Here is an 18,726-nt window from a genome sequence, read left to right as displayed (position 1 = left end):
GGGGCGGGCGGTGGCGCGTCCAGGCCGAGGGCGCGAGCGACCGTGTCGAACCGTCCACCGAGCGCCAGGGTCGCCGAGGTGGCGACGACGGTGCGTTCGTCGTACAGGTGGGTGGCGAGGGTGCCGGCCACCGACAGCGGCGCGACCACCAGCGCCCGGCGGCTGCCGCTGTCGTTCTTCTCCACCCAGGCCACGTCGTGGTCGGCCTCCTCCAGCAACCGCTGGGCGGTGGTGGAGAGCTCGTCCAGGGCGGCCTTGGCCTGCTGCTTGCGGACCGGGTCGGGGTCGTCGGCCTTCACGTCGCCGATGGCGTCCAGGGCGGAGCGGGTCGCCGCGTCGAGCAGCGTGCACGCCTCCCGCAGGGGTGTCGGCAACCCCGCCGTTATCCGCCCGGCCGGCGCCTCGGCCAGGCCGACCGCGAGGGCGTCGCCGGCGGCCGTGAGCGCCTCGGCGGTCTCCGGCCGCAGCAGCGTACGGGCCCGCCGGGTGGTCCGGTCGATCAGCTCCGGCACCAGTTCCGCCTGGGCCGCCGAGGAGACCCGGTCGGCCAGCTCGTGCGCCTCGTCCACGATGAGCAGCTTGTGCGGCGGCACGATGTGCCGGCCGGCGAGCATGTCGACCGCGAGCAGGCTGTGGTTGGTCACCACGATGTCGGCCTCGCGGGCACGGGCCCGCGACGCCTCGGCGAAGCACTCCTGCCCGAACGGGCAGCGGGTCGCGCCGACGCACTCCCGGGCCGGCATCGACACCAGCCGCCAGGCCTGGTCGTCGACGCCCGGGTCCAGTTCGTCGCGGTCGCCGGTGGCGGTCTTCTCGGCCCAGTCGCGTACCCGTTCGATCTGCTTTCCCAGCCGACCCGCCTCGCCGAGCCACTTCGTCCCGCCGCCGGGGCGCGCGGCCGGGGCGTCGAAGAGGGTGTCCTCCGGTTCCTCCTCGGTGGAGTTGTCCAACCGGGCCAGGCACAGGTAGTGGTGGCGTCCCTTGAGCACCGCGAAGGTGGGCCGGCGGCCGAGCACCGGCTCGACCGCGTCGGCGAGCCGGGGCAGGTCGTGGTCGACCAGCTGCGACTGCAACGCCAGGGTGGCCGTGGACACCACCACCGGGCCGTCCACGGTGAGCGCCGGCGCGAGGTAGGCCAGCGACTTGCCGGTGCCGGTGCCCGCCTGCACGAGCAGATGCTCGCCGCCGGCCACGCACTCCTCGATCGCCGTGGTCATCTGCAGCTGACCGGGGCGTTCCGCGCCGCCGGGCACCGCGCCGACCGCCGCCGCCAGCAGCTCCGTGCCGCTGGGTCGGTCACCCCGCCGCCGGCCCTTGGCACGGGCCGACGGGGTGGCGGAACCGGTGGCGGTGCGGGGCGGAGTCACCGTGCGACGGTACCCGCCGCCGCCGACACGGGCCGCGCCCATCCGCCGCGTGGCGCGGAGGCACCCGCCGGCCTCCCTGGCCGACGCCGTCCGGTTACGGCCGCACTACGACGCGTGGGCAGTATCGGTTAGGGTGCGAATCATGCCGAGCGACGTGGTCCGAGTGGTCTATCGCAAGTACGACGGCAGCGCCCACCGTGACTACCCGGCCCGCCGTCTCGCCGAGGACGACCTCGGCGTCTGGCTCGGCGTCCCGTTCGGCACCGAGTCGGTCTACCACGGCCGCCCCTCGGTGGAGAAGATCCCGTTCGTCCTGCTGGTGCCGCACAACGCCTGGTGGACGGGGATGTTCAACCCGCCGCCACGGACCAGCGAGGTCTACTGCGACATCACCACCCCGGCCCGCTGGGAGTCCGACGACACCGTCCACCTCATCGACCTGGACCTGGATGTGGTCCGACGCCGGGCCACCGGTCTCGTCGAGCTGCTCGACGAGGACGAGTTCGCCGAGCACCGGGCCCGCTTCGGCTACCCGCAGGACGTGGTGGACGAGGCCGAGGCGGCGGCCCGGTGGCTGTACGGCGCGCTCGGTGACGGCACCGAGCCGTTCGCCACGTCGTACCGGAAGTGGCTGGCGCTGGTGGTCTGAGCCGGCGCCCGGCTCACCAGCGCGGCGGCCACCCGTCGCCGTCGCCCTGCCGGTGTCCATCTTCCTGGCAAGTCCGGGGGCCGGCAGCCCTGGTCGTCCCGGTCCGGGGGCTCTCGGCGGGCGGATGACCGACGGGTGGGCGATGATCCGTGCATGAGCGCACTGCAGGAAGCGGGGATCGTGGCACCGGCCGGCGGCGGAGTCGGGGAGCTGCTCCGGGTCACCGCACCGGTGGATCTCGCGGCGATCGACCCCCGGTCCACGCCCGGCCTGCCGAAGGCCGAGGTGAACGGGGAGCGCCGCAAGGTCTGGGCCCGTGCGCAGGTGGAACTGGTCGGTGGCGAGTTGGGTCGTCAGCAGGAGATGCTCTTCGCGATGGCCAAGGCCGGCTCGGAGCGGCCGGCGCACCGGGTGCTGCTGGTGCTCCAGGCGATGGACTGTGGCGGTAAGGACGGCACGATCAAGCGGGTGGCCGGCGCGATGAACCCGCTGGGTCTGCACATCCGTTCGTTCGGCCCGCCGACTCCGCAGGAGCTGCGGCACGATTTCCTGTGGCGGATCCGCCGGGAGCTGCCCCCACCGGGGTACGTCGGGATGTTCAACCGCTCGCACTACGAGGACGTGTTGATCGCCCGGGTCGGCTCGCTGGTGCCCGAGGCCACCTGGCGGGCCCGCTACGACGAGATCAACTCTTTCGAGCGGGAGCTGACCGAGGGTGGGGTGACCCTGGTCAAGGTGATGCTGCACATCTCGTACGCCGAGCAGGGCGAGCGCCTGCTGGAGCGGCTCACCGACCCGCGTAAGCACTGGAAGTACAACCCCTCGGATGTCGACGCCCGGGCTCGCTGGGACGACTACCAGGCCGCGTACGCCGAGGCTCTGAGCCGGTGCGGCACGGACGCGGCGCCCTGGTTCGTGGTGCCGGCGGACCGCAAGTGGTACCGGGACTGGGCGGTGGCCCACCTGCTGCGGGAGACGTTCGACACGCTTGATCTGGGGTATCCGCCTGCCGATTTCGATGTGGCGCACGAGCGGGAGCGGCTGCGTGCTGGGGGAGTGGGGGCGGATGGGACGCCCGAGGTGAACAGTAGGTGAACGATCGGTGAATGCGGCCTGGCCAGGGGTGGGCCGACGAATTCGCGGTTCTGCCGTTTCCTAGCATTCACCGGGCGGACGCCCGACGGGTGCCGCCACCCTTCCACCGACGCGACGAGGTCTGTGCTGTGAAGTTTTCCTTCCGCCCCACCGAGGGCGCCTTCTACGAGCTCTTCACCAGGGCCGCGCAGAACCTGGTCCGGGGCACCGAACTGCTGAACGAGCTGGCCCTGCCCGGCGTCGACGTGCAGTCGGTCAGCGAGCGGCTGACCGAGGTCGAGCACGACAGCGACCAGATCACGCACGAGCTGTACAAGAAGATCAACTCTACCTTCATCACCCCGTTCGACCGGGAGGACATCTACCGGCTCGGCTCGCTGCTCGACGACGTGATGGACCACCTGGAAGCGGTCGGCGACCTGCTCTACCTGTACGGCCTGACCGAGCTTCCGGCGCTGCCCCGCGAGCTGCACGAGATGGTCAACGTGCTCGACCAGCAGGCCAAGCTGACCGCCGACGCGATGCCCCGCCTGCAGTCGATGAAGGATCTCGAGGACTACTGGATCGAGTGCAACCGGCTGGAGAACGAGGGCGACCGGATCAACCGGCAGCTGCTCGTCCGACTCTTCTCCGGTGAGTACGACGCGTTGACGGTGCTGAAGATGAAGGAGGTCGCCGACGAGCTGGAGGCCGCCTGCGACGCCTTCGAGCACGTGGCCAACACAGTCGAGACCATCGCGGTCAAGGAGTCCTGAGCCGGTGTCTCCTGAACTCATCGCCGTCCTGGCGGTGATCGCGGTTGCCCTGGCGTTCGACTACACCAACGGCTTCCACGACGCCGCCAACGCGATCGCGACAAGCGTCTCCACCCGGGCGCTGACCCCCCGGATCGCGCTGGGCCTCGCGGCGGTCGGCAACTTCATCGGCGCCCACTTCGGCGCCGGGGTCGCCAAGACCGTCGGCGACGGCCTGGTCACCCTCCCCACCGGTGTGAGCAGCCTCGGTGTGGTCTTCGCCGGGGTGCTCGGCGCGATCGCCTGGAACCTCATCACCTGGTACTTCGGCCTGCCGTCGTCGTCCTCGCACGCGCTCTTCGGCGGCCTGGTCGGCGCGACCCTGTTGTCCACCGGCGGCATCGTGCAGTGGGGCAACATCGGTGAGAAGGTGCTGCTGCCGATGGTGCTCTCGCCGATCGTCGGCCTGACCCTCGGCTACCTGCTGATGCTGGCCATCCTGTGGCTGTTCCGGAAGGGGCAGCCGGGCAAGCTCAACCGGGGCTTCCGCTGGGCACAGACCGCCTCGGCGGCCGCCATGTCGCTCGGGCACGGCATGCAGGACGCCGCCAAGACCATGGGCATCGTGGTGCTGGCGCTCTACACCGGCGGTTTCCAGGAGAGCAAGACGCACATCCCGGGCTGGGTGTTCTGGACGTCGGCGACGATGCTGGCCCTCGGCACGTACGCCGGTGGTTGGCGGATCATCCGTACCCTCGGTCGCAAGATCATCGACCTCGGGCCGCCGGAGGGCTTCGCCGCCGAGACGGTCGCCAGTGCGGTGCTCTACTTCAACGCCCTGGTGCTCAAGGCGCCGATCTCCACCACCCACACGATCACCTCGGCGATCATGGGTGTGGGCGCGACCAAGCGGCTCTCCGCGGTCCGCTGGAACGTCGCCGGCAACATCGTGCTCGCCTGGATCATCACGTTCCCGGCCGCCGCGCTGATCGCCTGCGTCACCTACCTGCTGGTCCGACCGCTCTTCGGCTGACCGTCACGCAGAACGGGCCCCTCTTCGCAGAAGGGCCCTTTTCGGTCACTCGTACCGCACACCGATCTGCTCCCGCACCGCGTCCAGCAGGGCCATCACCTCAAGGGTCGTGGCGTGCGGCACCAGCGGGCTCTCGGTCAGCCCGGCCGCCAGGCAACGCTGCACCTCGATCGTCTCGTACTGGTAGCCGTTGCCGGCCTCCTCCGCGACGATCGTCTCCGGCTCGGCGCCCGCCCGGTGCAGGGTCAGCGACCCCGGCCGGAAGAACGGCTCCGGCAGGTCGATCCGCCCCGTGCTGCCGGTGATCGAGGCGGACAACTCGGTCGCACCGACCATGCCGCAGCTCAACGCGGCCAACGCTCCGGTGTCGTAGCCGAACAGGATGCCGGTGTTCTCGTCCGTCCCCTCCGGGCCGAGCTGCGCCCAGGACCGGATGTGCTGCGGCACCCCGAGCAGCAGGTGGGCCAGGCTGATCGGGTAGATCCCCAGGTCGAGCAGCGCACCCCCGCCCAGCTTCGGGTTGCGCATCCGGTGGTCCGGCGAGAACGGCCCGGCCACCCCGAAGTCGGCCCGCACGCTGCTCACCGTGCCGATGGCACCCTCGGCGATCAGCTCGGTCGCCCGGAGGATCAGCGGGTTGGTCCGCATCCACATGGCCTCCATCAGGAAGACCCCGGCGGCGCGCGCCGTGTCGACCAACTCCGTGCTGGTGGCCACGTCGAGGGTGAACGGCTTCTCCAACAGCACCGCGCGCCCGGCGGTCAGGCAGGTCATCGCCGCCTCGTGGTGCGCGGCGTGCGGCGTGGCCACGTAGATGACGTCGACCTCCGGATCGGCCGCCAGCTCCACCCAGGAGCCGTACGCGCGCTTCGCCCCGTACGTGTCGGCGAACCGCTGCGCGCTGTCGGCGGCGCGGGAGCCGACCGCGACGAGTTCGGCGTCCGGCACCAGCCGGAGGTCTTCGGCGAAACGGCTGGCGATGTGGCCGGTGGCCAGGATGCCCCAACGAGTCATGCCTACGGTGCTACTTCCTTGAGCCATGTTGCCCCTTCAACTACGGGCCGCCGGCTAGGTCCGACAGTCCCGCGCCCGTGAGAACAGAACTGAAGCCTCCCCCGCCACGCAACGTGAGGCAAACCGCTGCGCCTCCGCAGAGACGCGCACCTTACCCGCTTGCGGCAACTGTCCTGCTCAGGCTGTCGCAACCCGCGACGCGGCCGGGCGCCGACATGATCAGCGTCTCCCTGGTGCTCGCTTGTCGACCTGCCACGACCGTGCCTAGACTTCCGAGGACTGTAAGGCCTGGCTGCTGGGAGGTGACGGCGTGCGAACCGACGAAGGCGCCGTCATGCTGCGCATGCGCCGGCACATTGACTTCGGCCGTGCTGTCAGCACGGCCTGTCCGGGCGACACACCTGCCCGCTGAGACAGTTTCCGCCTCTCGTCGAGGGGCCGTCACGTGGCCGGGATCGGCGAGCGCCGCTGGGCGCAGTGTGGCATTTGATGGGGTACGTACCTCTTAGGCCGTGACGCGGCTCGAAACCGACACCCCGGGTGGATGCGGAGCATCGCGCCAATTCTCTATCAAACCTACCGGAAAGCTTGTAATGTCCTCCCAGACAGACGCGGCGCGAAACGAGTGGACGGCCTGGCACCGAGCCCGTGAAGAGGCGCTGACGGCACCGAGCGGCAACCTCGCCCTCGTCGAGACACGTTGGCTCGCCGACGACGAGGAACCGGCACCGGAGCAGGAGCGGGACGGCGTCCTCACGACGGTGATCCGCCGGTTCGATCCCCTCACCGGAGAGACCCGCAACGGCATCCGCCGCTGGAACTCCCGGTCGGACGCCGTCGCGCACTTTGTGAGCACCGATCCGTACCCGTACGACCCGGCATGGGTGCTGCCGGCGAGCTTCGTGCCGGCCGGGCCGGAGCACCACGTCGCGTTCGCCCATCGCCGGGATAACGGCGGCACGCGGGACCTACCGGTACCCGGACACATCGAGGTGACCGTCGCGGGTACCGCGTTCACCGTCCACGCGTTCGACGACGAGGGCTCCTTGCTGCTCGTCTTCGGCGACCGTACCAACGGCCGTCAGACGTACGGCGGTGGCCGCTTCCTCACGGTGCCCTGGCCGTCCGACTCCGGCCACACCGTCCTCGACTTCAACCGGGCCCGCACCCCACCCTGCGGTTTCTCGGCTCACTTCAACTGCCCGCTGCCGCCGCCGGAGAACCGCTTCCCCTTTGCCATCGAGGCCGGCGAGCGCGTGCCCGTATTCCGCGACGGCTTCACCGTCGAATGACTGAGCCCAGCACCAACGTCAAGGAGCACATCCCCGTGAGGAAGATTCTGACCGCCGTCGTCGCCGTCGCGTTCGGCCTCGGCCTGGCCGCGTGCGCCCCGGATGACGGCCCGTCGACGGCATCCGGCGCCGACGCGACCATCGACGTCGGCTCGCTGTACGAGCCCCAGAACCTGGACAACACCGGTGGCGGCGGACAGGGCGTGACCGAGGCCCTGAACGGCAACGTCTACGAGGGCTTGTTTCGGCTCACCGACGACGGCAAGGTCGAGAACCTGCTGGTGAGCGACTACTCCGTCAGCGGCGACGGGCTCACCTACACGTTCACGTTGCGCTCCGGCGTCACGTTCCATTCGGGCAAGCCGCTGACGGCGGCGGACGCCAAGTACAGCCTGGAGAAGGTCATCGCGCCCGACTCGAAGTCAGCTCGAAAGAGCAGCTTCGGCCCGATCGGCGGCATCACCGCGCCGGGCGACAGCACGCTCGTGGTGACCCTGAAGACTCGCTCCATCTCCTTCGTCTACAACCTGAGCTACGTCTGGATCGTCAACGCGGGGAACCAGAGCCCGACCACCACGGCGGACGGCACCGGCCCGTACCGGCTCGCGTCCTGGCAGCGCGGCGCGACGTTGAGCCTCAGCCGCTTCGACGGGTACTGGGGGACGAAGGCGTCGAACAAGGATGTGGTGTTCCACTATTTCACCGATGCCAGTGCGCTCAACAACGCGCTGCTGACCGACCAGATCGACATCATTACCAGCGAGCAGAGCCCGGACGCGCTGGACCAGTTCACCGCCAACCCGGCGTATCGGGTGAACGATGGCGCCTCGACGACCAAGCTGCTGCTGGCCTTCAACGACCGGGTGGCTCCGTTCGACAACGTCAAGGTGCGCAAGGCGGTCTACTCGGCCATCGACCGCAAGAAGCTGCTCGAATCGATCTGGGGCCCGCATGGCAAGCTGATCGGGTCGATGGTGCCGCCGTCGGACCCCTGGTACGAGGACCTCACCAACGCCAACCCCTACGACATCGACCTGGCCAAGCGGCTGCTCGCGGAGGCGGGACACGGCGGCGGTTTCTCGTTCACGCTCGACACGCCGAACTACGACCCGCACCCGATCGTGGCCACGTTCCTCAAGTCAGAGCTGGCGAAGGTTGGCATCACGGTCACCATTAAGGTGATCAGCGCTGATGAGTGGTACACGAAGGTGTTCCAGAAGCATGATTTCGTGGCCACCTTGCAGGAGCACGTCAACGACCGCGACGTGGTCTGGTACGGCAACCCCGACTTCTACTGGGGCTACGACAGCCCGCAGGTGACGCGGTGGGTGAGGCAGGCCGAGCAGGCCGCCACGGCGGACGAACAGACGGCCCTGCTCAAGCAGGCGAACCGGCAGCTCGCGCAGGACGCGGCCAGCGTCTGGCTCTACCTCTACCCGCAGATCGTGGTCGCCTCCACGCGCGTGTCGGGATATCCCGTCAACGGGCTGAACTCACAGTTCTACGTCTACGGCATCACCAAGCGGGAAGGCTGACCGGCGGCCCATGGTCAGGTACCTGGTGCGGCGGGGCGGCCTGCTGGTCGCCTCGCTGCTACTCGCCAGCGTCGCGCTGTTCCTGCTGTTGCGGGTGCTGCCCGGCGATCCGGCGAACGCGCTGCTGACGGTAGACGCGACGCCGGAGCAGATCGAGGCTGCCCAGCGGCAGGTCGGATCGGACCGATCGCTGCCCGAGCAGTTCGTCACCTGGTTCGGGCAGCTCGCGCGCTTGGACCTGGGGCGCTCGTTCGTATCCACCCTGCCCGTCGGCCCGGAAATCGTCGACCGGCTGGTGGTCACACTTCCGCTGACCCTGTTCGCCTTCGCGCTCGCGATCGTCATCGCGGTGCCGGTCGGCTATCTCTGCGCGCGCTGGTCCCGCACCTGGTACGGCGCCGGACTCTCCGCGTTGTCCCAGCTCGGTATCGCGGTGCCGGCGTTCTGGGTCGGCATGCTGCTGATCTTCGTCTTCGCGCTGCGGCTGAGGGTGTTTCCCTCGGGCGGCTTTCCCCGCGCGGGCTGGGCCGATCCCGGCGCGGCGCTGACCTCACTGACGTTACCGGTGCTGACGATCGCCCTCGTGATGTCCGCGTCGCTGATCCGGTACGTCCGCTCGGCCACACTCGACGTGCTCGGCAGCGACTACCTGCGTACGGCCCGTGCGCTCGGCGCCTCGTCCGCGGAGGCGATGTGGCGGCACGGTCTGCGCAACGCCGCCGGACCCGTGGTGTCCGTCCTCGGCGTCGAACTCGCCACCACGTTCCTCGGCGCGGTGGTGGTGGAGAGCGTCTTCGCGCTGCCCGGGCTCGGCAGCATGCTCGTGAAGGGCATCACGCAGCACGACTACCCGGTCGTCCAGGGTGTCCTCTTCGTCAGCACGGTCGCCGTTCTCGTCATCGGGTTCCTGGCCGACCTCGCCCAGCGCCTCATCGATCCGCGGCTTCGCGGCTCCTCGCCCGGGGGGTCGCGATGAGCCGTCACCGCCGCTCCCTCGTCGCCGGTGGCATCCTCGTGGGGCTCACCTGCGCCGCCGCACTGATCTCTCTACTGTGGACTCCCTATCCAGTCTCGGACACCTCGGGCGGCCGCCTCGCTCCGGTCACCGCCGCGCACCTGCTGGGTACCGATCGACTCGGCCGGGACCTGGCGACGCAGCTCATGGTCGGTGCCCGCATCGCGCTGGAGACCGGGCTGGGCGCCGTCGTGGTCGGCGGTACGTTGGGAGTCCTCGTCGGGATCGCGGCCGGATTCGCCCAACGTTGGCTGGACGACGGCCTCGCCGCGCTGCTGGACATCGTCATCGCGTTCCCGACGTTGCTGCTGGCCATGCTCGTGGTAGCGGCCCGCGGCGCGTCGCTCGGCTCGGCGATCCTGGCGCTGGGACTGGCGATGTCCGCGGTGGTGGCCCGGCTGACCCGGATCCTCGTCAAACGAGTGCTGGCGCAGGACTTCGTGACCGCGTCGCTTGTCTCGGGCACCTCCTGGCCACGCGTGGTCGCCGAGCACGTACTGCCCAACATCTGGCCAACCCTGGCGGTCAACCTGGCGTTGCAGTTCGGCCTCGCGGTGCTCGCCGAGGCGAGCCTCTCCTACCTCGGGTTGGGTGCGCCGCCGCCGAACCAGTCCTGGGGCCGGATGCTCCAGGAGGCGCAGTCCACCGTGCTCGTCGCGCCGGCCGGGCTCGTCGCGCCGGGACTGGCGCTGGTGGTCCTCGTGGTCGGGGCCAACCTCGTCGCCGACGGCCTGCGCGAGGTAGCCGACCCGCTGGCCCGGAGGTCGTCGTGAGTCTCCTCGCCGTCGACCGGCTCGCCATCTGCACCGCGGACGGCACGCCTCTTGTTTCCGACATCTCCTTCGAACTGCCCTCGGGCGGACGGTTGGGGGTGATCGGCGAGTCCGGATCCGGCAAGTCGCTGACGACCCTGGCCCTGCTCGGACTGCTTCCCGCAGGACTGCGCGTCTCCGGCAGTATCCGGTTCCACCCGGCCGGAGGCGAGCCCGTGCAGGTCGTCGGCGCGTCCGAAAGCGCGCTCCGACGGCTGCGCGGCCGGGTGGCGACGGTGGTCTTCCAGGAGCCGTCGACCGCCCTGGACCCGCTCATGCGCCTCGGCGACCAGATCGGAGCGTCCGTCCGCCGTACCCGGGGACTACGCGGGCCGGCGCTGCGCGCGGCCGTCCTCTCCGCGCTCGCCGACGTCGGCCTCGACCACCGGATCGGACGCGCCTATCCCCACGAGGTCTCGGGCGGGCAACGCCAGCGCGCCGCCATCGCCGCTGCGGTGGCGTGCCGGCCCGCGCTGTTGGTCGCCGACGAGCCCACCACCGCGCTGGACGTCACCGTCCAGGCCGACGTGCTCGCGCTGCTGGACCGTCTCGTCGCCGACCGAGGCTTGGCCCTGCTGTTCATCAGTCACGACCTGGCAGTGGTGTCCCGGATCGCCGAACGTGTCCTGGTGCTCGACCGGGGATCCGCCATCGAGTCCGGCACCGTCACGGAGATCCTCACCGCGCCACGCCACCCGGTCACCCGCGCCCTTCTGGAGAGTGCGCGGCACCTGGACGCGGCACTGGAGGTAAGGCAGCCATGATCCTGGAAGGACGCGAGGTCGGCTTCGCGTACCCCCGCGGGCGGGCGGTACTCGACAGCGTCAACGTTGGTGTCACCGCCGGACGTGGCATCGCACTGGTCGGCGAGTCCGGAGCCGGCAAGACGACGCTGCTGCGGATCCTGCTCGGGCTGCTGCGGCCCACCACCGGCGAGGTCCGCTTCGACGGAGAGCCGCTTCGGCCACGCGACCGGGCGCTGACGCGGCGGTTCCGGCGCGGCGTGCAATCCGTCTTCCAGGACCCGTACTCGTCGCTGGACCCACGTCAGAGGGTGGGGCGGATAGTCTCCGAACCACTGCGGTCGCTGGGTCTGGACGCCGCTGGGCAGCGGGTGGCCGACGCGCTGCGCGAGGTCGGCCTGCCCGAGGACGTGGTGGGACGGTACCCGCACGAGTTCTCGGGTGGGCAGCGCCAACGCATCGCCATCGCGCGGGCCATCGTGTGCCAACCGCGGCTGCTTCTCGCCGACGAGCCGGTCAGCGCGCTCGACGTCACCACCCGGGTACGCGTCGTCGACCTGCTCGCCGAACTGCGTGAGACCCGCGGCCTGACGGTGGTCATGGTGACCCACGACCTCGCCGTGGCCTCGCTGCTGTGCCACGAGACGGTGGTGCTCTCCGGAGGCCGCGTCGTAGAGCACGGTGACACCGCCTCGGTGCTTGGCTCCCCCGCCCATCCGTACACGCGTCGGCTGCTCGCCAGCGTCCCCCGGTTGCCGGCCAGGCCCAGCTAGCTAGGCTCGCGGCATGACGATCGACAGCGACGGCTTTCCCGCCCCGGCCGCCCTGGTCGAGCACGCCCGCCGGTTCCGGGCCGAGGGCGGCACTCCGGCGGTGCCGCGGGTCGCGGCCACGGTGCTGCTGCTGCGTCCGACCGACACGGACTTCGAGGTGTACGTCATCCGCCGCGTCGCCGCGATGACCTTCGGTGGGATGTACGCCTTTCCCGGCGGCGGGGTGGACCCCTCCGACTCGGAGGCACATCTGGAGTGGGCGGGGCCGACGCCGATCGAGTGGGCGGGCCGGCTCGGGGTGGACGCGGACGCCGCCCAGGCGGTGGTCTGCGCCGCCGCCAGGGAGGTCTTCGAGGAGGCGGGCGTGCTGCTCGCCGGCCCGGACCGGGCGGCCGTGGTGGGTGACGTCAGCGGCGACGACTGGGAGGTGGCCCGGCAGGACCTGGAGGGGCGGCGGCTGGGCTTCGCGGCGCTGCTCGCCGACCGTCAGCTCACCCTGCGGTCGGACCTGCTGCTGCCCTGGAGCCGGTGGATCACGCCCGAGTTCGAGCCACGCCGCTTCGACACGTACTTCTTCGTGGCCCTGCTGCCGGCGGGACAGCGGACCCGCGACGTCTCCGGCGAGGCCGACCACACCCTGTGGATCCGTCCGGCGGACGCGCTGGCCCGCGCCGAGGCGGGTGAGCTGACCATGCTCCCGCCCACCCTGGTCACCCTCGCCCAGGTGGCGGCGGCCGGCGATCTGGCCGGCGTGGCCCGCGCGGCGACCGACCGGGACGCCGCCACCCCGATCACCCCCCGCCTGGACCTCCCACCGAACGGCGAGCCCCGCTTCGTCCTCGGTTAAAACGCGCCGGGCCACGCGCGCGTACCGCTCGGGGAAAGATCGCGCCCGAACATGGAAATAGTGGCCTCACGCTGCGGTGAGACCACTACATCATGGATCGAGCATGATCATGGCCGAGCTGGGCCCGGGCCGGACACCCCGGGCACGCGAAAAGGGGCGCCGGTCGTGACGACCGACGCCCCTCGCGGACCGGGATCGGCGGCTCAGCCGAAGCGGCCGGTGATGTAGTCCTCGGTCTTCTTCACGCTCGGGTTGCTGAAGATCTTCTGGGTGTTGTCGTACTCGATCAGCCGGCCCGGGTCGCCGGTCTTCTCGATCGAGAAGAAGGCGGTCCGGTCCGACACCCGCGCGGCCTGCTGCATGTTGTGCGTCACGATGATGATCGTGAACTTGTCCTTGAGCTGGAACATCAGGTCCTCGATCGCCAGCGTGGAGATCGGGTCCAGGGCCGAGCACGGCTCGTCCATCAGCACGACCTGCGGCTCGACCGCGATGGTCCGGGCGATGCAGAGCCGCTGCTGCTGACCACCGGAGAGGCCCGCGCCGGGCTTGCCCAGCCGGTCCTTGACCTCGTCCCACAGGTTGGCCGAGCGCAGCGCCTTCTCGGCGGCCTCGTCCAGGATCGACTTCTTCCGGACGCCGTTGAGCTTCAGCCCGGCCACCACGTTCTCGAAGATGCTCATGGTGGGGAACGGGTTCGGCCGCTGGAACACCATGCCGATCATGCGGCGGACCGCGGTGACGTCCACGTCCCGGTCGTAGATGTCCTGGTCGTCGATGGTCAGGCTGCCCTCGACCCGGGCACCCGGCAGCACCTCGTGCATCCGGTTGATCGACCGCAGGAACGTGGACTTGCCGCAACCGGACGGGCCGATCAGGGCGGTGACCGTCTTCGGCTCGACGGTCAGGTTGATGTTCTCGATCGCCTTGAAACCGCCGTAGTACGCGGTGACGTTCGAGGCTTCGACGCGCTTGGCCATGGTGGTACCTCCGGGGTTCATCGGCTGAGCCTGTTGCGACGGGCCAGCAACTTCGCCGCGATCGTCAGGATGAGCACGAGGGCGACCAGGGTGAGTGCCGCGGTCCACGCCCGTGCCGGCGAGTACTTCGAGGCCTCGCCGGCCTGCTGGTAGACGTAGAGGGCCAGCGACGACTGGTTGTTCTCGAAGGGGTTGAAGTTGATCGCGGCGCCGCCGCCGGCGACCAGCAGCACCGGGGCCGTCTCGCCGGCCGCGCGGGCGATGGAGAGCATGACGCCGGTGACGATGCCGGGCAGCGCCGTGGGCAGGACCACCCGCAGGATGGTCTTCCACTTGGGTACGCCGAGCGCGTAGGCGCCCTCGCGCAGGGGCGGCGGAACGAGGCGGAGCATCTCCTCGGTGGACCGGACGATGGTGGGCAGCATCAGCACACTGAGCGCGAGCGCGGCGGCGAAGCCGGAGAAGCCCGGCCGGCCGTCGTTGAACCACGGCGACACGATCAGCACCCAGAACGCCAGCACGAACAGGCCGGTGACGATCGACGGGATGCCGGTCATGACGTCCACGAAGAACCGGATCGCGAAGGCGAACCGGCCCCGGCCGTACTCGACGATGTAGATCGCGCAGAGGATGCCGAGCGGCACGGTGATCAGGGTGGCGATGCCGACCTGCTCCAGCGTGCCGACGATCGCGTGGTACGCGCCGCCGTTCGGGTCGCGAGCCCCGATGTTGTTCATCGAGGTCTGGAAGAAGTTGCCGTCCAGCCGCTCGGTGCCCTTGCTGACAAGCGTCCAGACCACCGAGGCGAGCGGCACCACGGCGAGCACGAATGCGGAGTGGATCAGCGCGCTCCAGGTGCGGTTGCGGGCCGACCGGCGGCCCTCGACGGCGTTGGACGCCGCGAAGAGCCCGACCAGGTAGAGCACCGCGCCGAGGACGATGACAAGGACCGGGCCGCCGATGCCGGCGCCGTAGACGATGACCGCGGAGAGCGCCAGGGCTGCCACGGCGACGGCCGGTGCGGCGTACGCGGGCAGCCGCCGAGCCCGCAGCGTCTCCGGCTGTGCCGGCGGCCGGGGGCGATGTGAGGTGACCGTGGTGCTCATGCGGCGGACTCCGTGAACTCCCGGCGGCGGTAGATGATCGCCCGCGCGATGATGTTGACGACCAGCGTGATCGCGAACAGCACCAGACCGGAGGCGATCAGCGCGCCGCGGCCGGTGTCGTTCGCCTCGGCGAACCGGTTGGCGATGTTGGCGGCGATGGTGTTGCCGCCGCTCTCCAACACGTTGAACGAGATGGCGTACGTGGATCCGAGGGTCAGCGCCAGCGCGATGGTCTCACCCAGCGCCCGACCCAGGCCGAGCATCACCGCGGCGATGATGCCCGGGCGGCCGTACGGCAGCACCGCGGTACGCAGCATCTCCCACCGGGTGGCGCCCAGCGCGATGGCCGCCTCCTCGTTGGCCGTCGGCGTCTGGAGGAACACCTCGCGGGTCAGCGAGGTGATGATCGGCAGCACCATGATCGCTAGCACGAGGGAACCGAGCAGGATCGAGTTGCCGTACGGGCCCTCGCCCCCGAAGATCGGGATCCAGCTGAAGTACTTGTTCAGCCAGCCCGAGAGGTCGGTGACCGGGCCGATCAGGTAGTCGCGACCCCACAGGCCGAACACCACGCTGGGCACGGCGGCCAGCAGGTCGATCAGGAAGCCGAGGCTGTTGCCGAGACGCCGGGGCGCGTAGTGGGACAGGTACAGCGCGATGCCCATGGCTACCGGCACGGCCATCAGCAGAGCCAGGGCGGCGCTGAGAACGGTGCCGAAGGCGAGCGCGCCGATGCCGAACGTGGGCGGGTTGTCGTTCGGGAACCAGCCCTCGAAGGTCCAGAAGTTCGCTGTGTTGGCACGGAGGGCCGGGATCGCCTTCGCGATCAGGAAGGCCGCGATGGCCACGATGATGACCAGCACCATCGCGCCGGCGGCCAGGGTGAGGCCGTGGAAGGCCCGCTCGGCGCCGAACTTCCGGTTTCTCGGCAGCGCGCCGCCGCCTCCCAGCCCGTTGCCACCGGGGGTACGCGCGCTGACTGGTGCCTCGGCCACACGCGCCGAGGCACCGGCGGGCCACTCGTGACTCTGGGTCACGCGCGTCCCGCCGGTGCCGGCGTCGGCCGAGCGGTGAGGGGTTTCACCCATCTGCTCGCTCGATTCCGTTGCTGAGGTGGTGGGGTCGGATCAGGAGAGGTTCTTGACCGCGGTCTCGACCTTGGTGCGGACCGTCTCCGGCAGCGGGGCATAGCCCAGCTCGGTCAGCGAGGTCTGGCCCTCGGCGCTGGCGGCGTAGCCCAGCAGACCCTTGACCAGCTTCAGCTTGTCGGCCGCGAGGCCCTTGCTGCAGACGATCTCGTACGTCGCCAGGACGATCGGGTAGGCCCCGGCCTCCTTGGTGTTGTAGTCGATCGACAGCTTGAGGTCGTCGCCCTGGCCCTCGATCTTCGCCCCGGCGATGGTCTTGCCGGCCGACTCGGCGGTCAGCGCGGCCCACTCGCCGGCGCCGTTCTGCACCTTGGCCAGGTTCAGGCTGGAGTTCTCGGCGTACGACCACTCGACGTAGCTGATCGTGCCCACCGTGCTCTTGACCTTGCTGGCCACGCCGTCGGACTTGGCGGCGCCGACGCCACCCGGGGCCTTCCACGCCTTGGCGTTACCGAAGGTCCAGTCCGCCTCGGCGGTCTTCGACAGGTACTTGGTGAAGTTGTCGGTGGTGCCCGACTCGTCGGAGCGGTGCACGGCCTGGATCGGGGCCGACGGGAGCTTGGCGTCCGGGTTGTCGGCCTTGATCGCCGCGTCGTCCCACTTGGTGACCTTGCCGGCGAAGATCATCGCCAGGGTGGCCGGCTTGAACTGGAGGTTGTCCACGCCGCTGCCGGCGTTGTAGACGACCGCGACCGGGCCGATCACCATCGGGAGGTTGAGGGCCTTGCCACCGGCGCACTTGGCGTCGGCCTGCGGCTGCTCCTCCGGCTTGAGCGCGGAGTCCGAGCCGGCGAAGTCGGCGGTCCCGGCGATGAACGCCTGGATGCCGGCGCCCGACCCGGTGCCCTCGTAGTTGATCGTGGTGCCCTGGCACTTCTGCTGGTACGCCTTGATCCATTCGGCCATGGCGTTCTTCTGGGCCGACGAGCCCTGGGCGTTGACCGTGCCGGTACCGCAGTCGACCGCGGCGGCCGAGCCCGAGGCGCTGGCGCCGGGGGTGGGCTCGTTGTTGTCCGAGCCGCATGCACTGAGGCCGAGCGTCGCGGCAAGAGCGAGGCAGGCAATAGTGCCGTACCGCTGGAGCTTCACCTGAGGGGTTTCCCTTCGCGTCTGACTTGGCGCCCCGATCCCGGGGCCCGAGGACCGGCACTGACCGGCTGACACGAAAGTTAGAAGTGCCAGGTAGCCGGTTCGCCGGTCGCAAGTGAACGCAAGGTGAACACGTGCGGCCATCGAGGTGACCGCTTACTGAGGGCGAGTTGTCCGTTAAGTGAACCCGGGTGCGCCTGTCGGAAGTATGGTCATATTTCCGGTACGGCGTTATCCCGCCGATGCGCGGCCGTGATCCGCCGGTTACTCGGCTGTCCCCGGTGCCCGACCGTCAGCCGAGGTGGTAGTTGATGTGCGCGGACCAGCGGGCGAAGCCCAGCCGCTCGTAGAGCGCGACCGCCCCGGTGTTCGAGTCGTCCACGTAGAGCATCACCCGGTCCAGGCCCCGCTTGTCCCGCAGATACGCGAGCCCCGCGGTGGTCAACGCCCGGCCGAGCCCGCCGCCGTGCGCGGTCGGCTCCACGCCCAGTACGTACACCTCGCCGATGCGGGCCGACCCGGGCCGCTCGTGCACCTTGGTCCAGTGGAAGCCGAGCAACCGGCCGGTCGAGGTCTCCTCGGCGAGTAGGAAGCCGGCCGGGTCGAACCACGGCTCGGCGCGGCGTACCCGCAGGTCGTCCGCGGTCCAGCGCCCCTGTTCGGGATGCTCGGCGAAGGCGCGCGAGTTGAGGGTCAGCCAGGCCGCATCGTCCGCCCCGGGTCGGAACGCGCGCAGCGTCACCCCGTCGGGCAGGCGCGGCTCACCCAGCGGGGCGGCCAGTGGCCGACGCAGCTGCCAGAGCACCCGGGCACGGGTGAACCCGAGGTCGACGGCGAGCGCGGCGGCCGAGGGGTGGTCGCCGTGCGCCCACGCCCGCAGTGGCCCGGTGGCCGAGGCGAGTACGCCCCGAGCCAGCGCCCGGCCGGTGCCCCGCCGCCGGTACGCGGGGTGCACGGCCAGCTCGACCCCGATCCCGCCGACCGGGTCGGTGGTGTCCAGGTGCGCGTATCCGGTGAGGGTGCCGTCGTCGGCACGGGCGATCAGGTGCACGGCCGGGGCGTCGGGGTCGCGCAGCCGGAGCAGGACGTGCTCGTCGAGCGGGTCCGCGCCGTCGGTGTCGCCCGAGCAACGGGCCAGAGCCAGCACATCGGTGACGTCCGCCGGGGCCAGTCGGTCGCTCCGGGTCACCTGGTCGCTGGTCGGCTCCGCGCTGCTCATCCCGTCACCGTATCCGCTGCGTCTCGTGACACCCGCCGGGTCGCCGAGTTAAGGACGGTCGGCGTCGAGGAGGCCAGCAGCCGGCGCCGGCGAGGTGTTGGTCAACGCCTTTGGAGTTGATGCGTTTGATGCATCACCGGGCCCGGTCGTGCTGTCCTGCTGGTGCCGGGATTTCACCGGCCCGATGGTGCGGTCCCACTGGTGTCCGCGGCCTCACGCCCGGTCCCGGTCCCGGAAACGCCGTCCTGGCGGGGCTGATTCGTTCACCACATCAA

General features: G+C 70.3%; 18 protein-coding genes. 11 read left to right on the top strand and 7 right to left on the bottom strand.

Annotation, left to right across the window (positions count from 1 at the left end; all coding sequences use genetic code 11):
- The coding region (locus F8271_RS05415) for an ATP-dependent DNA helicase (RefSeq protein ID WP_192580149.1) at positions 1 to 1,409 on the bottom strand (1,409 nt) is incomplete at its 3' end.
- 100 nt (positions 1,410 to 1,509) lie between these two features.
- Between F8271_RS05415 and F8271_RS05410 the strand changes: the two genes are divergently transcribed.
- The 4 genes from F8271_RS05410 (at position 1,510) to F8271_RS05395 (ending at position 4,878) form a co-directional block, all read left to right on the top strand.
- Complete coding sequence (locus tag F8271_RS05410) at positions 1,510 to 2,016, top strand: DUF402 domain-containing protein (protein ID WP_151488541.1); 507 nt, start codon at positions 1,510 to 1,512, stop codon at positions 2,014 to 2,016.
- Positions 2,017 to 2,169: 153 nt separating this feature from the next.
- Positions 2,170 to 3,111, top strand: a complete 942-nt coding sequence (locus F8271_RS05405) for a PPK2 family polyphosphate kinase (protein WP_151488540.1) — start codon at positions 2,170 to 2,172, stop codon at positions 3,109 to 3,111.
- A gap of 128 nt (positions 3,112 to 3,239) precedes the next feature.
- On the top strand, positions 3,240 to 3,866 hold the full coding sequence (locus F8271_RS05400) for a DUF47 domain-containing protein (RefSeq protein WP_151488539.1): 627 nt from the start codon (positions 3,240 to 3,242) through the stop codon (positions 3,864 to 3,866).
- A gap of 4 nt (positions 3,867 to 3,870) precedes the next feature.
- Positions 3,871 to 4,878 (top strand): inorganic phosphate transporter, encoded by a 1,008-nt coding sequence (locus F8271_RS05395; RefSeq protein WP_151488538.1) that lies wholly within the window; start codon positions 3,871 to 3,873, stop codon positions 4,876 to 4,878.
- 45 nt (positions 4,879 to 4,923) lie between these two features.
- Here F8271_RS05395 and F8271_RS05390 read toward each other — a convergent pair whose 3' ends face one another.
- Positions 4,924 to 5,892 carry a Gfo/Idh/MocA family protein gene (locus F8271_RS05390; RefSeq protein WP_151488537.1) on the bottom strand — a complete coding sequence of 323 codons (969 nt, stop codon included), beginning with the start codon at positions 5,890 to 5,892 and terminating at the stop codon, positions 4,924 to 4,926.
- 593 nt (positions 5,893 to 6,485) lie between these two features.
- On the opposite strand from F8271_RS05390, the gene F8271_RS05385 reads away from it, so the two are divergent.
- The 7 genes from F8271_RS05385 (at position 6,486) to F8271_RS05355 (ending at position 12,909) form a co-directional block, all read left to right on the top strand.
- Entirely contained in the window at positions 6,486 to 7,184 is a 699-nt protein-coding gene (locus F8271_RS05385; RefSeq protein ID WP_151488536.1) for a DUF1684 domain-containing protein, read from the top strand.
- Positions 7,185 to 7,387: 203 nt separating this feature from the next.
- Positions 7,388 to 8,719, top strand: a complete 1,332-nt coding sequence (locus F8271_RS05380) for an ABC transporter substrate-binding protein (RefSeq protein ID WP_225854175.1) — start codon at positions 7,388 to 7,390, stop codon at positions 8,717 to 8,719.
- A 10-nt stretch (positions 8,720 to 8,729) separates the two neighbouring features.
- Positions 8,730 to 9,695 carry an ABC transporter permease gene (locus F8271_RS05375; RefSeq protein WP_151488534.1) on the top strand — a complete coding sequence of 322 codons (966 nt, stop codon included), beginning with the start codon at positions 8,730 to 8,732 and terminating at the stop codon, positions 9,693 to 9,695.
- Positions 9,692 to 10,507, top strand: coding sequence for an ABC transporter permease (locus F8271_RS05370; protein ID WP_151488533.1), 816 nt, complete (start codon positions 9,692 to 9,694; stop codon positions 10,505 to 10,507). The genes F8271_RS05375 and F8271_RS05370 overlap by 4 nt, the downstream gene beginning before the upstream one ends.
- Entirely contained in the window at positions 10,504 to 11,310 is an 807-nt protein-coding gene (locus F8271_RS05365) for an ABC transporter ATP-binding protein (protein WP_151488532.1), read from the top strand. Before F8271_RS05370 ends, F8271_RS05365 begins: the two co-directional genes overlap by 4 nt.
- Complete coding sequence (locus tag F8271_RS05360; RefSeq protein WP_151488531.1) at positions 11,307 to 12,062, top strand: ABC transporter ATP-binding protein; 756 nt, start codon at positions 11,307 to 11,309, stop codon at positions 12,060 to 12,062. The genes F8271_RS05365 and F8271_RS05360 overlap by 4 nt, the downstream gene beginning before the upstream one ends.
- Before the next feature lie 13 nt (positions 12,063 to 12,075).
- On the top strand, positions 12,076 to 12,909 hold the full coding sequence (locus F8271_RS05355) for an NUDIX domain-containing protein (protein ID WP_151488530.1): 834 nt from the start codon (positions 12,076 to 12,078) through the stop codon (positions 12,907 to 12,909).
- Positions 12,910 to 13,112: 203 nt separating this feature from the next.
- Here F8271_RS05355 and pstB read toward each other — a convergent pair whose 3' ends face one another.
- The 5 genes from pstB to mshD form a co-directional block, all read right to left on the bottom strand.
- A complete protein-coding gene (gene pstB / locus F8271_RS05350; protein ID WP_151488544.1) occupies positions 13,113 to 13,889 on the bottom strand; it encodes a phosphate ABC transporter ATP-binding protein PstB in 777 nt (258 codons plus the stop codon).
- A 17-nt stretch (positions 13,890 to 13,906) separates the two neighbouring features.
- The gene (gene pstA, locus F8271_RS05345; RefSeq protein WP_151488529.1) at positions 13,907 to 14,995 is read right to left on the bottom strand and encodes a phosphate ABC transporter permease PstA; all 1,089 of its coding nucleotides are present in this window, start codon (positions 14,993 to 14,995) and stop codon (positions 13,907 to 13,909) included.
- The gene (gene pstC / locus F8271_RS05340; RefSeq protein WP_151488528.1) at positions 14,992 to 16,083 is read right to left on the bottom strand and encodes a phosphate ABC transporter permease subunit PstC; all 1,092 of its coding nucleotides are present in this window, start codon (positions 16,081 to 16,083) and stop codon (positions 14,992 to 14,994) included. Before pstC ends, pstA begins: the two co-directional genes overlap by 4 nt.
- A gap of 39 nt (positions 16,084 to 16,122) precedes the next feature.
- Positions 16,123 to 17,232: a phosphate ABC transporter substrate-binding protein PstS gene (gene pstS, locus F8271_RS05335; RefSeq protein WP_151488527.1), complete on the bottom strand. Its 1,110-nt coding sequence runs from the start codon at positions 17,230 to 17,232 to the stop codon at positions 16,123 to 16,125.
- A 292-nt stretch (positions 17,233 to 17,524) separates the two neighbouring features.
- Positions 17,525 to 18,451, bottom strand: a complete 927-nt coding sequence (gene mshD, locus F8271_RS05330; protein WP_151488526.1) for a mycothiol synthase — start codon at positions 18,449 to 18,451, stop codon at positions 17,525 to 17,527.
- Positions 18,452 to 18,726: the final 275 nt, after the last annotated feature.

Origin of the sequence: Micromonospora sp. ALFpr18c, assembly GCF_008868155.1 — a bacterium.
Classification (GTDB): Bacteria; Actinomycetota; Actinomycetes; order Mycobacteriales; family Micromonosporaceae; genus Micromonospora.
Note: the sequence above shows the minus strand (reverse complement) of the source record. Positions and strands in the feature narration are given on the sequence as shown.